The sequence below is a fragment of the Rathayibacter sp. RFBD1 genome (genome assembly GCF_002932915.1).
Classification (GTDB): domain Bacteria; phylum Actinomycetota; class Actinomycetes; order Actinomycetales; family Microbacteriaceae; genus Rathayibacter.
In genome coordinates this window covers 91052-106309 of sequence record NZ_PSWQ01000020.1, presented here as the reverse complement: position 1 = coordinate 106309, position 15258 = coordinate 91052, and the positions used below count along the sequence as shown (strand labels likewise).

Below are 15258 nucleotides of genomic sequence, written 5' to 3'. Positions count from 1 at the left end.
GGCGGATGTCGAATCGATTCGAGCAGGCCCGGACACGAGAGGTCTCGGCGCGGACCCGCTACTCCCCCAACGCGTCGTTCAGCCGGGCGATCTTGCCGTCGATCTCGCCCGAGTAGCCGGGGCGGATGTCCGCCTTCAGGACGAGCGACACGCGCGTCCCGAACGCTCCGACGGCCTCCGTCGCGCGCTTGACGACGTCGAAGACCTCGTCCCACTCCCCCTCGATCTCGGTGAACATCGAGGTCGTCCGCGACGGCAGGCCGCTCTCGCGGACGATGCGGACGGCGGCGGCGACGGCGTCGTGGACGGACGCGTCGGGCGCCTCGCCCCCGGACGGTGCGACCGAGAATGCGACGAGCATGGGTGCCTCCTTGACTGCGCGCACCGCGTGCCGGCCCCGCGCCCTTCGAGCCTACGAGCCCTGGGGCGCCAAGCGGGTCTCGCCGGTCAGCGACGATGCGGAAGTCGTGGCGCCGGGTGCGACGACCGGCGCCGTCCCCATCCTCCACAGCTCGCGCAGCAGCCAGCCGAGCAGCACCACGAGGAGGATGTTCCGCACGGTCAGCACGAGCACCATCCACCAGTGCGACCAGAGGAGGAAGAGGTAGAGGTACGGGTAGACCACCTGGGTCAGAGCCGCAGTGACGAGCGTCAGCTTCGCGGGCCGGTCGAACGCGCCGTCGCGGCACGCGATCAGCCCGGCGATCACCGGCGGCGCGAGCCAGACGATGTACTGCGGCGAGAGCACCTTGTTGGTGTCGATGAACACGACCACGAAGGTCAGCGCGAGTAGCGGGAACAGCCTGGCGGGGTCCGCCCGGCGGGCGAGAGCACGGGCACCCAGCAGGGCCACGCCGAGCATGGCCAGAGCGAGCAGCGGGGTCATCAGGCTCGCCGCGAACTCGGTGCCGGGCCCGTGCATCTCGAAGGTGTTGATGTCGGCGGCGTAGTAGACGTAGCTCCCCGATCCCGGGAGGACCGACAGCCACATCCAGGGAGTGCTCACGACGGCCTCGATCTGGAGTCCCCGATCGGTCTGATCGGTGACGAAGCTGAAGACCTGGTCCCCGCCGCCGACGAGGACGACCGCGAGCACGATGATCACGGAGGCGACCGCGGGGACGAGGATCATCCGCAGCCGTCCGCGCAGGACCAGCACGGCAGCGGCGAGGATCGCGGCCGGCCACACCTTGATCCAGGTGGCCACGGTCAGCAGCAGCGCCGCGACGCCCGGACGGGTCGCCGCCCAGAGCATCCCGGCGATGGCCGGCGGCGCAGTGAAGGCGTCGATGCGGCCGATCGCGATCGGCCCGAGGAGGACGAGGAACAGCAGCCACCAGCGCGCCGCGGCGAGGCGCGGTGCCGACCTGCCGCGCAGCAGCAGGGCGAAGGCGGCGGCGTCGGCGAGCGCGACGAGGACGAGCCACATCAGGTCGTAGCCCGCCGAGCCGAAGAGCCAGGAGGCGGCGATCGGGCCCCAGGCGAGGATCGGGTAGACCCAGCCCGTGTCGATCCCGGCGATGCCGCCGCCCTCGACGGCGGTCCTCATCCACTCCTTGTAGACGATGCTGACGTCGCCCATCGGCAGACCCGGAGCGAACAGCGCCAGGAGGGAGAGCACCACGTGCACCAGCGCGAAGGCGCCCCAGAGCACGGCGACGGAGTCGCGGTTCTCGCGCAGCCGGGCGAGGGGGCGGGAGGACGCTCGAGGAGGGGAGGACGGCACCGCGTCATTGTAGAGGGGCCGCTGAACGGGACCCTGGCAGCACCTGAGCCCGCCTGAGAGCGCCGCTCCCGCCGGGCATCGGTTGCCCGGCGGCGTCGGTCGCCGCCGGGCGTCAGCAGACGGCGTCGCGACCCGACGAACTCAGTAGCCGGCGAACGCGTCGGTGCGGATCCGCTTCGCCCCGGCACCGCGCAGGGCGCCGCGGACCGAGTCGACGAACGACGGCGACCCGGAGACGTAGCCCACGCGGCGGCCGGCGTCCGGCACCGCGTCCGCGAGGAGCTCGGCGGTCAGTCGGCCTGTGACGTGCGACCACCGTGCGGGCAGGTCGGTCGGCGTCTCCTTCGAGCAGAGCACGACCCGGGCCCCCGACTCCTGCAGCAGGTCGCGGTACGCGACCTCGGCGAGGCTCGGCGCGGCGACCACGACGACGACGTCGCGCCGCGGACCGTCCGCGAGCGAGCGGAGCTGACTGGCGAACGGGGTGATCCCGATGCCGCCCGCCACCAGCAGCAGCGGCACGGTGGGATCGGCCGGCAGGACGAAGTCACCGCCGACGCTCGTCGCCCGGAGCGAGTCGCCGGGCTCCAGCGCGGCGAGGGCGCGCTTGAAGCTGCTCGCCTTCTCCGGCATCCGCAGGGCGATCGCGATCTCGCCGTCGGACGGAGCGGAGGAGACCGAGAAGGTGCGCCGGCTGCCCCGGCTGTCGGCGCGGTGCGGCAGGTCGAGCTCGAGCCACTGGCCCGGCTCGAAGGTCAGCGGCGAGCGGGAGCGGAAGCGGTACTCCGCGATGCCCGGCGCCAGCACGCGGGTCGAGGCGAGCTCGAGGGTGTGCCGCCGACGCTGGCGGAATGCGAAGGCGAACGCGAGGGCGTTGCCGACCACGAGGCCCAGCTCCGGAGTGGCGGAGACGACGCCGATGTGGAAGGGGACGCTCGCCACGAGCGCTGCGACGACCGCGATGATCAGCTGCTGCGAGCGGCGCGGCGCGAGCGTGAGCGGCTCCGTCAGCATGAAGGCGCCGGCGAAGACGAAGGGGTAGGCCGTGAGGACCAGAGCCGCCGCGGCGCCGAGGTCCTGGCCGTTCTGCACCGCCTGCTGCACGGACACCCCGCCGGCGACGACGACGAAGACGGCGAAGACGGCCCAGCGGCGGACCCGCGCGACGATCAGGAGGGAACCCACGACGACGAACGGCCAGATCGCGCCACTGGCGATCCACCAGGCTCCGGCGTTGAGCCCGGTGAAGCCGATGATCAGCACGGCGACCGCGGCCGGGTTGAAGAGGTGGCGGCCCCGCCAGGCCAGGACGTACTTGGACGCGGCGGCGATCGCGCCGACGAGCGCGATCACGGCGAGCCCGCGGGGATCGGCCGTCGGGAAGAGCAGGCAGGCGATCAGCAGACCGGTGACGAGCGAGGACTCCAGGTGCGCGCGGCTGCGGAACAGCCGCGCGAGGACCGCGCTGACCAGGGCCGTCGAGGCGACGGCGACGAGCGTCGTGCCGAGGATCTCGAGCGGCGTCGAGAAGATCAGGCCGGCTGCGGCGTAGCCGACGGCGACGAGCAGGAGCGCGGCGAGCGTCATCCAGACCAGCCGGTAGGTGGTGACGCGGCCGAGGGCGCGGTCGAAGGTGCCGATCATCGGAAGACCTCTCCGGGGAAGGAAGGCGAGTAGTGGAGGGTGCCGTCGCTGCGGACGCGGACGAACTCGAAGTCGAAGCGCTCGGCGAGGGCCTCGGGCGGACAGACGAACAGCGCGGTCGCGAGCCCGTCGGCGACGAGGGCCGTGTCGGCCACCGCCCAGGCGGCGACGATGCTCTCGACCGGAGCTCCGGTCCGCCCGTCGAGGACGTGGTGGAGGCCGCTGCCCCAGGCGCGGCGGTTGCTCGCCGAGCCGCAGAGCGCGCGGTCGCCGGGCACCGCCACTCCCAGTGCGCTGCTCGGGTCCCACGGGTGCTCGAGGCCGACCCGGACGGGTCCGGCTCCGATGCCCCGGAGGTCGCCGCTCGCGTCGACGACGGCGGGCCCGACTCCGTCGAGCTCCTCGAGGACGAGGTCGACGAGCTGGCCCTTGCCCGCGGCGCCGACGTCGACGACGGTCCCGGGCTCGACCCGCAGTCCCGCCGCCCCGCGCCGGGCGGCGGCCCAGGAGGGAGCGGGGACGGCGGGTCCGCGCGGGACGAGGGTGTACGCGGAGTCGTAGCCGAGCTGCTCGAGAGGGCCGCCGACGAAGGGGGTGACCGCCCCGCCGGTCAGCTCGTCGAGCACGTCGTACAGTGCGAAGAGGTCGGCCGCCTCGTCGGGGAAGACGTGCTCGCCTCCGACCCGCAGCTGCGAGACGGCGGAGTCGTCACGGAACCGCGACCAGGTGCGGTCGTACTCCGCGATGCGCGCCTCGACCCGCGAGCGGTGGGAGGGCTCGAGCGGCTCGGCGGTGTCGATCTGCCAGCCGGTGCCGATCGCGTCGAACCGCCACGCGTGGCCGAGGACCGTCGGGGCGTCAGGCCGTGGCATCGGCCTTGATGGTCTCGACGGCGTCGTTGAAGCCGCCGGAGGTGAGGGAGGACCCCGACACCTTGGAGACCTTCAGCTCGTCGAGCTGCTTGCCGACGACCTCGCCCGCGATGCCGCCCGCGAAGCGCGACTGGTACTGCTCGCCGGTGGGGTTCTCCGACTCCGGGGTCACGGTCACGTCGGTGACGACGCCGTCGGCGAGGGTCAGCGAGACGCCCACCTTCTCGTTCCCTCCGGGCGAGGTGTAGGCGCCCTCGGCCTCGTAGGTGCCGTCGGCGTAGCTGCTGCCGCTCGCGGCGGAGGACGCGGCGCCGGTGGCCTCGGGGGCGGAGCTGGTGGCGGTGCTCGGAGCGGTGGTGGTCGCCGCGTCGGCGGCGTCGCTCCCGGTCGTGGTGGTGCTGGAGCAGGCGGCGAGCGCGGCGAGGGTGCCGGCGCCGGCGAGGAGGGTCAGGGCGTAGCGGGCGGGAGTCGTGGTCTTCGCGGTCATGTCTGTTCTCCTGGTCAAGGCGGACGCGGCGGATCCGACGGTAGAGGTGCTCGCTTCGAGCACCCGATGAGGCGGCGGTGCGGAGCCGGTGAGCCGGGCCGCGGGCGTCGCTTCCTCCAGGACAACGGCGGCGGTCCCGGTTCGGTTCAGCGCTCGTCCGACGGGCGTGTCAGCGCAGGAGTGCGGCGACCACTCCGGGCAGGTGCTCCGCGATGTCGAGCGCGGCGATCGGGCCGCCGGCGGAGGCGCTCCGTCCGGCCTCCGCGTGCAGGACGGCGGCCGCGGCGGCCACGGGGGCGAGGTCCTCCGCCGTCAGAGTCGCCCCGGCCGCCTCGGTGTCCGCGGCCCGACCGGCGAGGAGTGCGCCGAGCACGCCGCCGAGGACGTCGCCGCTGCCCGCGGTCGCCAGCCAGGGCGTGGATCCGGAGACCTCGAGCTCGACGCCGCCCGCGACGACGTGGGTGGTGCCGCCCTTGAGGAGCAAGCAGACTCCGAGGCGGTCCGCCGCTCGGCGCGCCCACTCCCCCGGGGCCTCGGCGATCGTCGCGGCGTCCGCGTCCAGACCCGCTCGGCCGAGCACTCCGGCGAGCTCGCGGTAGTGCGGCGTGATGACGACCGGGCCTGCGGCCTCGTCGATCAGGTCGAGCGCGCCCGCGTCGAGCACCACCGGGACTCCCGAGTGCAGCTGCTCGATCAGGGTGCGCCGCTCCTCGTCGCTGCGGTCCTCGGCGCTGGTGCCGGAGCCGACGAGCCAGGCCTGCACGCGTCCCACCGCGGTCACGACCTCCGGCCGCCGGGCGAGCACCAGTCCCGCGGGCCGCTCCGGTCCGAGGTAGCGGACCATGCCGACTCCCGTCCGCACCGCCGCCTCGACGCCGAGCACCGCCGCTCCCGGGTACCGCTCCGACCCGGTCGCGATCCCCAGCACCCCGCGCGTGTACTTGTCGTCGTCCTCCCGCGGCACCCTGATGCTCCGCGCCGCCTCCGCCGTCCCGACCCGCTCACCCATCCCGCCACCCTACGTCGCCCTGCGGCGGAGCCGCCCGGTGCCGCCGCTGCCGCACTGGTGCCGGCGCAGCGCACTGGTGCCGGCGCAGCCGCACCCCTCTCCCCTTGCTCCAGAGGGGCGCGGGTGCTGGAGGGGGCAGTCGCAAGGCGGAGGAGGAAGCGATACCGGCGGTACCGCGCCCGACGACAACGCCCCCTCCAGCCCCCGCGGGCGCGGGCCGCGGAGGGGTCGGATGCAAGGCGGAGGAGGAAGCGGTACCGGCGGTATCGCGCCCGACGACAACGCCGCCTCCAGCACCCGCGGGCGCGGGCCGCGGAGGGGCCGGATGCAAGGCGGAGGAGGAAGCGATACCGGCGGTATCGCGCCCGACGACAACGCCGCAGACGGCCGCTCCGCGGCCCGCGCCTAGCGGCGGGTGGCGTCGTCGACTTCGCCGACGAGCTCCTCGATGATGTCCTCGAGGAACAGCACTCCGGTGGCGCGGCCCTGCTCGTCGAACGCGCGGGCGAGGTGGGCGCCGGTGCGCCGCATGATCGCGAGGGCGTCCTCGAGGTCGGTGGCCTCGAAGATCGAGGCGAGCTGGCGGATGCGCTTGGCGGGGACGGGGAGGCGGAACTTGGCGCCCTCCGTGTCGCCGTCGAGGTCGAGGACGTCCTTGAGGTGGATGTAGCCCTCGGGGGTGCCGTCCTCGCCGAGGATCACGTAGCGCGAGAAGCCGTGCTTGGCGACGGCGCGCTCGACGTCGGCGGGGGTCGCTCCGCTGGGGAGGCTGACGATCCCGTCGAGGGGCAGGGCGACGTCGTGGACCTTCTTCTCGGTGAACTCGAACGCGGCGAGGAGGGTCCCGGTCGAGTCGCGGAGCGTGCCCTCGCGGGTGGACTGGTCGACGATCGTCTGCACCTCCTCGAGCGTGAAGGTGCTGTTCGCCTCGTCCTTGGGCTCCACCTTGAAGAGGCGGAGCACTCCGTTCGAGACCGCGTTGAGGGCGACGATGATCGGGCGGAGGACCCGGGCGATGGCGACGAGCGGCGGCGCCAGGAGGAGCACGGCGCGGTCGGGCATCGAGAACGAGATGTTCTTGGGGACCATCTCGCCGAGCACCACGTGCAGGAACGACACGATCAGCAGCGTGATGACGAAGGCGACGGTGCCGGAGAGCTCGTCGGGGATGCCGACGGCGTGCAGCGGCACCTCGAGCAGGTGGTGGATCGCCGGCTCGCTGACATTGAGGATCAGCAGCGAGCAGACGGTGATGCCCAGCTGCGTGGTCGCGAGCATCAGTGTGGCGTGCTCCATCGCGGCGAGCGCGGTGATCGCGCTGCGGCGTCCGCTCTCCGCGAGGGGCTCGATCTGGGAGCGGCGCGCGGAGATGACCGCGAACTCCGCTCCGACGAAGAAGGCGTTCGCGGCGAGGAGCACCACGAGCCAGGCGATTCCGGCCCAGTCACTCATCGTCGGACTCCTTCCGTCCGCGGTGTCCGCGGGCGACGTCGGCGAGCGGGTCGGGGATCCCGTCGGGATCCGCGTCGGGGTCGGGCGTGAAGCGGAGGCGGTCGATGCGGCGGCCGTCCAGGCGCTCGACGCGCAGAGATCCGCCCTCGACGTCGACCCGGTCGCCGACGGCGGGGAGGCGGCCGAGCTCGCTCATCACGAATCCGGCGACCGTCTCGTAGGGCCCCTCCTCGGGGATGTGCACGCCGGCGCGGTCGAGGACCTCGTCGGGGCGGAGCATGCCGGGGAAGGTGGTGGAGCCGGGGAGCTTGACGACGTCGGCCCGGGAGCGGTCGTGCTCGTCGGCGACCTCGCCGACCAGCTCCTCGACCAGGTCCTCGAGCGTGGCGACGCCCGCCGTCCCGCCGTACTCGTCGACGACGACCGCGAGCTGGAAGCCGCGTCCGCGCAGCTCCGTGAGCAGCACGTCGAGCTTCATGGTCTCGGGGACGCGGAGCGGCTCGGAGCGCAGCGCCGTGACCGGCACGTCGGACCTCTTGCCGCGGGGCACGGCGACGGCCTGCTTGACGTGCACGACTCCGACGATGTCGTCGATGTCGTCGTCCGTGATCGGGAAGCGCGAGAACCCGGTGGTGCGGGCGAGGTCGAGCACGTCCTGCGCGGTGCTCGCGCGCTCGACCGTCGACAGGCGCAGGCGCGGCGTCATCACGTCGCCCGCGGTGAGGGCGGAGAAGCGGAGGGTGCGCCCGAGCAGGTCGGCCGTGTCCTCCTCGAGCAGTCCGGCGCTGGCGGAGTGGCGCACGAGGCTCGAGAGCTCCTCGGCGCTGCGGGCGCCCGAGAGCTCCTCCTTCGGCTCGATGCCGACCAGGCGCAGCAGGGCGTTCGCGCTGCCGTTCAGCAGGGCGACGGCCGGGCGGAACACCGTCGTGAACGCGGTCTGCAGCGGCACGACGAGCTTCGCGGTCGCCCGCGGCAGGGCGAGGGCGAAGTTCTTGGGGACCAGCTCGCCGAGGATCATCGACAGCAGGGTCGCGATGACGATGGCGACCACCGTCATGACCGGCGCGAGCGCCTCCTCCGGGATGCCGAGTCCGCTGAACGGCTCCTGGAGCAGCGTCGAGAGGGCGGGCTCCATCGTGTAGCCGGTGAGCAGCGTCGTGAGGGTGATGCCCAGCTGCGCGCTCGAGAGGTGCGTGGAGGTGACGCGCAGGGCCGCGATGGTCATGCCCAGGCGCGTCTCGCCACGGTCGCGACGGGCCTCGAGGTCGGCCCGGTCGAGGTTCACCAGCGCGAACTCGCTGGCGACGAAGACGCCGGTGCCCAGGGTCAGCAGCAGGCCGACGCCGAGGAGGAGCCACTCAGTTCCCACGGTGGTCGCCCCCGGTCACGAGAGGGAGGTGCGAGGAGGGCCGGACGGTGGGGGCCGGCGGAGCGGCGGCACCGGAGCGTCGAGCGGGAGTCCGAGGAGCACGGCGGTGAGCGGAACAGGCCGGATGCGCAGAGGGAGGGTCGTCCATTGTGGCGCCGAGTCTACCCGCCGCGGAGCGCCGCCGGGCGTGCTCCGACGCGGCGGCTCAGAGCCACTTCTTCCGCTTGAACACCGCGTAGAGCGCGAAGCCGAACAGCACCATCAGGCCCAGCGCCCAGGGGTAGCCGAGGCGCCAGTGCAGCTCCGGCATGTCGTCGAAGTTCATCCCGTAGATGCCGGCCACGAGCGTCGGGGCGAAGAGGATCGCCGCCCACGAGGAGATCTTGCGGACCACGTCGTTCTGGGCGAGCCCGGTCTCGGTCTGCCGGCGAGAGACGAGCGTCGAGTGCACCGTGAGCGCCTTGTCGAGGATCGCGCGCAGGGAGTCGACCGCCTCCGTCACGCGGATGGTGTGGTCGAGCACGTCGCGGAGGGAGCGGCGCAGCTCGATCCGCTCCGGCGAGGGCGAGGGCTCCCCCTCCACGGGCGTCGACTCCTGCAGCAGCTCGTGCAGCAGGGCGGTCAGCGGCTGCACCGAGCGCTGGAAGTGGATGACCTCGCGCGAGAGCCGGTAGATGCGCTCCGAGAGCCCGTCGTCCGAGTCGTCGCCGAAGAGCTGGTCCTCGATCTCGTCCACGTCGCCCTGGACGCCGAACACCACCGGCGCGTACTCGTCGACGACCTGGTCGAGGATCGCGTAGAGCACCGCTTCGGGCCCACGGGCGAGGAGGGCCGGATCCTCCTCCAGGCGGCGCCGCACGCGGGCGAGGTCCGGGGAGTCGGCGTGCCGGATGGTGACCACGAAGTCGGGGCCGACGAAGACGTGCAGCTCGCCGAAGACGACCGTTTCGGCGGCGTCCGCGTAGCGCGCCGGCCGCAGCACGACGAAGAGCCCGTCGTCGTAGCGCTCGAGCTTGGCCCGCTGGTGCCCGCTCAGCGCGTCCTCGACGGCGAGCGGGTGCAGCCCGAACTCCTCGGCGACCGCCTCGACCTCCTCGCGCGTCGGGCGGTAGAGGCCGATCCAGGCCATGCCGTGCTCGTCGCGCATCAGCTCGAAGGTGTCCTCGAGCGAGTCGGGGTTCCGGATGCGGCGGCCGTCGACGTACACGGCGTTGTCGACGATGGTCATGGGCTCGGTTCTAGCATGCGGCGCCCGCTCACCAGCTGACCGGCAGCGCCTTGCCCTCCTCGTAGCCCGCGGCCGACTGCAGGCCCACGTGCGCCCGCTCGTGGAAGTCGGCCACGCTCCGGGCGCCGGCGTAGGTGAAGGACGAGCGGACCCCCGAGGTGATCATGTCGAGCAGGTCCTCGACCGAGGGCCGCAGCGGATCGAGGTAGATGGTGGAGGAGGAGATGCCCTCGGCGAAGAGGCGCTTGCGGGCGAGCTCGTACGCGTCGAGGCGGTCGAAGCGCTCCTGCACCGCCTTGGCCGAGGCCATGCCCCAGCTCTCCTTGTAGACCCGGCCGGCCGCGTCGCTGCGCAGCTCCCCCGGCGCCTCGATCGTGCCGGCGAACCAGGAGCCGATCATCACGGAGGCGGCGCCCGCGGCCAGCGCGAGGGCGACGTCGCGCGGGTAGCGCACCCCGCCGTCCGCCCAGACGTGGGCGCCCAGCTCGTGCGCGCGCTCGGCCGTCTCGAGGACGGCCGAGAACTGCGGGCGGCCGACCGCGGTCATCATCCGGGTGGTGCACATCGCGCCGGGGCCGACGCCGACCTTGAGGATGTCCGCTCCCGCGTCGACGAGGTCGTGCACCGCGTCGGCCGTGACGACGTTGCCCGCCGCGATAGGCACTCCGAGATCGAGCGCGGAGACCGTCCGGAGCGCCCGGAGCATCCCCTCCTGGTGGCCGTGCGCGGTGTCGAGGACGAGGACGTCGACGCCCGCGGAGACGAGAGCGCGCGCCTTCGCCTCGACGTCGCCGTTGATGCCGATCGCCGCCGCGACGCGCAGACGCCCGTCCGCGTCGAGCGCCGGGTCGTAGACGGTGGAGCGGAGGGCGCCGGTGCGCGACAGCGTGCCGACCAGGGCGCCGTGGTGCAGCACCGGGGCGAAGTCGAGGTCGGCGGCCACCATGAGGTCGAAGGCGGCCCGCGCGGTGGGCACGTCGTCGGCGTCGATCGAGGGCGTGGCGGAGTGGACCAGGTCGCCCAGGCGCGCGTCCGGCAGCGCGGTCGCCAGGCGCGAGGCCGGGACGCAGCCGAGGATCGCGCCGTCCTCCTCCTGCACCACGAAGCCGTGGCCGGCGACGGCCGGCAGGATGCGCAGCGCCTCCTCCACAGTCGTCGCCGGCGAGGCGGTGAGGGCGCCGGAGAAGGAGACCGGCTGGCGCTTCACCCAGCGGATCGCGGCGTCCAGCGCCTGCAGGGGCATGTCCTGCGGGAGGACGCCGAGCCCGCCCCGGCGCGCGAGCGTCGCTGCGAGGCGCTGACCGGTGACCGAGTTCATGTTGGAGGAGACGACGGGGATCGTCGCCCCGGTGCCGTCGCCCGGGGCGAGCGAGACGTCGAGGCGGCTCGTCACCGACGAGCGGCCGGGGACGAGGAAGACGTCCGAGTAGGTGAGGTCGCCTGAGGGTGTTCCGCCGGAGAAACGCATGGGGGAAACGCTACTCCGGCGCGGCCCCGGGTCGGCCGTGCAGGGAACGGGGCTAGGCTGGGCGACCGGGACGGGACCAGGCGACGGCACCGGTTCCCGCTGGTGCGAGGACGACCTCCTCCGCCGCGGTGGCAGGCGCCGAGGGATGCGACGGGCCCGTCCGGATGATCGAGGACGAATCAACGGAGAGAGTGGGCGATCGGCTGTGTCGAGCCAGTTGACCGGAGCAGGAACAGAGCAGGGCGCGGAGGACTTCGGAGCCAACGAGTGGCTCGTGGAGGAGCTGTACGAGCAGTACAGCGCCGACCGCGCCTCGGTGGACGAGTCCTGGTGGCCCATCCTGGAGCGCTACGGCGCCCAGCTCGCGAACTCCGGCAAGGACGCTCCGGCTCCGGCTCCCGCCGCGGCCCCCGCGCCCGCCGCCTCGAAGCCCGCCGCTGCCGCCGAGCGCGTCTCGTCGAGCGGCGGAGGCGCGGTGACCCATCCCGCCGCGGCCTCCTCCACCGAGTCGACCCCCGCCTCCCGCACCACTTCGAAGCAGCCGAAGGCGCAGCCGATCCCGGCCGACGCTCCGGTGACCAAGCCCTCCGCCGAGGACTCGACGCCGGACGAGGACGTCGTCACCCCGCTCCGCGGCATGGCGAAGAGCCTCGCGACCAACATGGACGCCAGCCTCAGCATCCCCACCGCGACGAGCGTCCGCACGATCCCGGCGAAGCTGATGATCGACAACCGCATCGTCATCAACAACCACCTGCGCCGCACCCGCGGCGGCAAGGTCTCGTTCACGCACCTGATCGGCTGGGCGCTCATCCGCGCGCTCAAGGACTTCCCGAGCCAGAACGTGTTCTACGACGAGGTCGACGGCAAGCCCGCGGTCGTCGCCCCGGCGCACGTCAACCTCGGCATCGCGATCGACATGCCCAAGCCCGACGGCACGCGCGCCCTGCTCGTGCCGAGCATCAAGCGCGCCGACACGCTGAGCTTCACGGCCTACCTCTCGGCCTACGAGGACCTGGTCAAGCGCGCGCGCGGCAACAAGCTCGTCGCCGGCGACTTCGCGGGCACCACGCTCTCGCTGACGAACCCCGGCGGCATCGGCACGGTCCACTCCGTCCCCCGCCTGATGAAGGGCCAGGGCTGCATCATCGGAGCCGGCGCCCTCGAGTACCCGGCGGAGTTCCAGGGCGCGTCCGAGAAGACGCTGGTCGAGCTGGGCATCGGCAAGACCATCACCCTGACCTCGACCTACGACCACCGCGTCATCCAGGGCGCCGGCTCGGGCGAGTTCCTCAAGATCGTGCACGAGCTCCTGCTCGGCGGCCGCGGCTTCTACGAGGACATCTTCGCCGCGCTGCGCATCCCCTACGACCCGATCCACTGGTCCACGGACATCGCCGTCGACCTCGCCGAGCGCGTCTCCAAGACCGCCCGCGTGCAGGAGCTCATCAACTCGTTCCGCGTCCGCGGGCATCTGATGGCCGACGTCGACCCGCTGGAGTACGTGCAGCGCTCGCACCCCGACCTCGCCATCGAGAGCCACGGCCTCACCTTCTGGGACCTCGATCGCGAGTTCGTCACGGACGGCTTCGGCGGCAAGCGCCAGCTCAAGCTGCGCGACATCCTCGGGATCCTCCGCGACTCGTACTGCCGCACCGTCGGCGTCGAGTACATGCACATCCAGGACCCGGAGCAGCGCGCCTGGATGCAGCAGAAGCTCGAGCGCGGCTACGAGAAGCCGGGCCACGACGAGCAGCTGCGCATCCTGGGCAAGCTCAACGAGGCCGAGGCCTTCGAGACCTTCCTGCAGACCAAGTACGTGGGCCAGAAGCGCTTCTCGCTCGAGGGCGGGGAGTCGCTCATCGCGCTGCTCGACGCCGTCCTGCAGGGCGCGGCCGACGAGCACCTCGACGAGGTCGCGATCGGCATGGCCCACCGCGGCCGCCTGAACGTGCTGACCAACATCGCCGGCAAGACCTACGGCCAGATCTTCCGCGAGTTCGAGGGCACCCAGGACCCGCGCACGGTCCAGGGCTCCGGAGACGTGAAGTACCACCTCGGCACCGAGGGCACCTTCCGCGGTGCTGCGGGCGAGGAGATCCCGGTCTACCTGGCGGCGAACCCCTCGCACCTCGAGGCCGTGAACGGCGTGCTCGAGGGCATCGTCCGCGCCAAGCAGGACCGCAAGCCCATCGGCACCTTCACCACGCTGCCGATCCTCGTCCACGGCGACGCCGCGATGGCGGGCCAGGGCGTGGTGGTCGAGACCCTGCAGATGTCGCAGCTGCGCGCGTACCGCACCGGCGGCACGATCCACATCAACATCAACAACCAGGTCGGGTTCACGACTCCCCCTCACGAGGCCCGCACCTCGATCTACTCGACCGACGGCGCGAAGACGATCCAGGCGCCGATCTTCCACGTGAACGGCGACGACCCCGAGGCGGTCGTCCACGTCGGGCAGCTCGCGTTCGAGTACCGCCAGCGGTTCCACCGCGACGTGGTCATCGACCTGATCTGCTACCGCCGGCGCGGGCACAACGAGGGTGACGACCCCTCGATGACCCAGCCGCTGATGTACAGCCTGATCGAGGCCAAGCGCTCGGTCCGCAAGCTGTACACCGAGGCGCTCGTCGGCCGCGGCGACATCACCGAGGAGGAGTACGACCGCGCCCACCAGGACTTCCAGGATCGCCTGGAGCGCGCGTTCGCCGAGACCCACGCCGCGCAGACCGGCGCGATCCCCGTGATCACCGCCGACGGCGACTCCGTGGCCGACCTCGAGCTGCCCGACGCGCAGCAGGGCGAGGACTACCCGGGCGAGCCCGAGGTGACCGGCGTGAAGACCGAGGTCGTCACCCGCATCGGCGATGCGTTCACGACGCCGCCCGAGGGCTTCACCGTGCACCCCAAGCTCCAGCAGCTGCTGGCGAAGCGCCAGGAGATGAGCCGCTCCGGCTCCATCGACTGGGCCTTCGGCGAGCTGCTCGCGCTCGGCTCCCTGCTGCTCGAGGACACCCCGGTGCGCCTCGTCGGCCAGGACACGCGCCGCGGGACCTTCGTCCAGCGCCACGCGGTCCTCCACGACCGCGAGAACGGCCAGGAGTGGCTGCCGCTGATGAACCTGTCCGAGCAGCAGGCCCGGCTCTGGATCTACGACTCGCTGCTCTCGGAGTACGCGGCGATGGCGTTCGAGTACGGCTACTCGGTGGAGCGGCCCGACTCGCTCGTGCTGTGGGAGGCGCAGTTCGGCGACTTCGCGAACGGCGCCCAGATCGTGATCGACGAGTTCATCTCCTCCGCCGAGCAGAAGTGGGGCCAGCGCTCGTCGCTCGTGCTCCTGCTCCCGCACGGCTACGAGGGCCAGGGCCCCGACCACTCGTCGGCGCGGATCGAGCGCTACCTGCAGATGTGCGCGGAGCGGAACATGACCGTCGCGCGACCGTCGACGCCGGCGTCCTACTTCCACCTGCTGCGCCGCCAGGCCTACTCCCGGCCCCGCCGACCGCTGATCGTCTTCACCCCGAAGGCGATGCTGCGTCTGCGCGGAGCCTCGAGCCCGGTCGAGGACTTCACCTCGGGCCGCTTCCAGCCGGTGATCGACGACGCGCGGATCCAGGACGCCTCCGCCGTGAAGCGCGTCCTGCTCCACGCCGGCAAGGTCCACTACGACCTCAAGGCGGAGCTCGAGAAGAAGCCCGACGACGGCATCGCGCTGGTGCGGGTCGAGCAGTACTACCCGGCGCCGATCGAGGAGCTGCGCGGCATCGCCGAGCGGTACCCGGACGCGGAGCTCGTCTGGGTGCAGGACGAGCCCGAGAACCAGGGCGCCTGGCCGTTCATGGCCCTCGAGGTCGCTCCGAAGCTGGGCCGGTCCATGCGCGTGGTCTCGCGGCCGTCCGCGGCCTCCCCCGCGGCCGGCTCGGCCAAGCGGCACGCCTCCGAGCAGGCCGACCTGCTGTCGCGGGCGCTCACCCGCTGACCCGCGGTCCGCACGACGCGG

At 72.6% G+C, this 15258-nt stretch carries 11 protein-coding genes; 1 reads left to right on the top strand and 10 read right to left on the bottom strand.

Features of this window, described 5'->3' with window-relative positions; translation table 11 throughout:
- Positions 1–58: 58 nt before the first annotated feature.
- From C5D50_RS09655 to C5D50_RS09610, 10 genes are all read right to left on the bottom strand, one after another.
- Positions 59–361 carry a thiamine-binding protein gene (locus tag C5D50_RS09655; RefSeq protein WP_104224449.1) on the bottom strand — a complete coding sequence of 101 codons (303 nt, stop codon included), beginning with the start codon at positions 359–361 and terminating at the stop codon, positions 59–61.
- 51 nt (positions 362–412) lie between these two features.
- Complete coding sequence (locus C5D50_RS09650; protein ID WP_104283380.1) at positions 413–1726, bottom strand: glycosyltransferase 87 family protein; 1314 nt, start codon at positions 1724–1726, stop codon at positions 413–415.
- Positions 1727–1867: 141 nt separating this feature from the next.
- A complete protein-coding gene (locus C5D50_RS09645; protein WP_104225502.1) occupies positions 1868–3370 on the bottom strand; it encodes an oxidoreductase in 1503 nt (500 codons plus the stop codon).
- On the bottom strand, positions 3367–4242 hold the full coding sequence (locus C5D50_RS09640; protein WP_104283379.1) for an FAD:protein FMN transferase: 876 nt from the start codon (positions 4240–4242) through the stop codon (positions 3367–3369). Before C5D50_RS09640 ends, C5D50_RS09645 begins: the two co-directional genes overlap by 4 nt.
- Entirely contained in the window at positions 4229–4729 is a 501-nt protein-coding gene (locus C5D50_RS09635; RefSeq protein WP_104283378.1) for an FMN-binding protein, read from the bottom strand. Before C5D50_RS09635 ends, C5D50_RS09640 begins: the two co-directional genes overlap by 14 nt.
- Positions 4730–4898: 169 nt before the next feature.
- Positions 4899–5738: an ADP/ATP-dependent (S)-NAD(P)H-hydrate dehydratase gene (locus tag C5D50_RS09630; protein ID WP_104283377.1), complete on the bottom strand. Its 840-nt coding sequence runs from the start codon at positions 5736–5738 to the stop codon at positions 4899–4901.
- A gap of 405 nt (positions 5739–6143) precedes the next feature.
- Positions 6144–7190, bottom strand: coding sequence for a hemolysin family protein (locus tag C5D50_RS09625; protein WP_104224111.1), 1047 nt, complete (start codon positions 7188–7190; stop codon positions 6144–6146).
- Positions 7183–8559 carry a hemolysin family protein gene (locus tag C5D50_RS09620; protein ID WP_104225499.1) on the bottom strand — a complete coding sequence of 459 codons (1377 nt, stop codon included), beginning with the start codon at positions 8557–8559 and terminating at the stop codon, positions 7183–7185. Before C5D50_RS09620 ends, C5D50_RS09625 begins: the two co-directional genes overlap by 8 nt.
- A gap of 205 nt (positions 8560–8764) precedes the next feature.
- Positions 8765–9787, bottom strand: coding sequence for a magnesium/cobalt transporter CorA (corA, locus tag C5D50_RS09615; RefSeq protein ID WP_104224113.1), 1023 nt, complete (start codon positions 9785–9787; stop codon positions 8765–8767).
- 28 nt (positions 9788–9815) lie between these two features.
- Positions 9816–11255, bottom strand: coding sequence for a GuaB1 family IMP dehydrogenase-related protein (locus C5D50_RS09610; protein ID WP_104283376.1), 1440 nt, complete (start codon positions 11253–11255; stop codon positions 9816–9818).
- A 205-nt stretch (positions 11256–11460) separates the two neighbouring features.
- Between C5D50_RS09610 and C5D50_RS09605 the strand changes: the two genes are divergently transcribed.
- Positions 11461–15237, top strand: a complete 3777-nt coding sequence (locus tag C5D50_RS09605) for a multifunctional oxoglutarate decarboxylase/oxoglutarate dehydrogenase thiamine pyrophosphate-binding subunit/dihydrolipoyllysine-residue succinyltransferase subunit (protein ID WP_181137330.1) — start codon at positions 11461–11463, stop codon at positions 15235–15237.
- Positions 15238–15258: the final 21 nt, after the last annotated feature.

Excerpts from the sequence above, each read along its gene's own strand:
- C5D50_RS09655 (WP_104224449.1), bottom strand. The coding sequence starts at position 361 with ATGCTCGTCGCATTCTCGGTCGCACCGTCCGGGGGCGAGGCGCCCGAC.
- C5D50_RS09645 (WP_104225502.1), bottom strand. The coding sequence starts at position 3,370 with ATGATCGGCACCTTCGACCGCGCCCTCGGCCGCGTCACCACCTACCGG.
- C5D50_RS09640 (WP_104283379.1), bottom strand. The coding sequence starts at position 4,242 with ATGCCACGGCCTGACGCCCCGACGGTCCTCGGCCACGCGTGGCGGTTC.
- C5D50_RS09635 (WP_104283378.1), bottom strand. The coding sequence starts at position 4,729 with ATGACCGCGAAGACCACGACTCCCGCCCGCTACGCCCTGACCCTCCTC.
- C5D50_RS09630 (WP_104283377.1), bottom strand. The coding sequence starts at position 5,738 with ATGGGTGAGCGGGTCGGGACGGCGGAGGCGGCGCGGAGCATCAGGGTG.
- C5D50_RS09625 (WP_104224111.1), bottom strand. The coding sequence starts at position 7,190 with ATGAGTGACTGGGCCGGAATCGCCTGGCTCGTGGTGCTCCTCGCCGCG.
- corA (WP_104224113.1), bottom strand. The coding sequence starts at position 9,787 with ATGACCATCGTCGACAACGCCGTGTACGTCGACGGCCGCCGCATCCGG.
- C5D50_RS09610 (WP_104283376.1), bottom strand. The coding sequence starts at position 11,255 with ATGCGTTTCTCCGGCGGAACACCCTCAGGCGACCTCACCTACTCGGAC.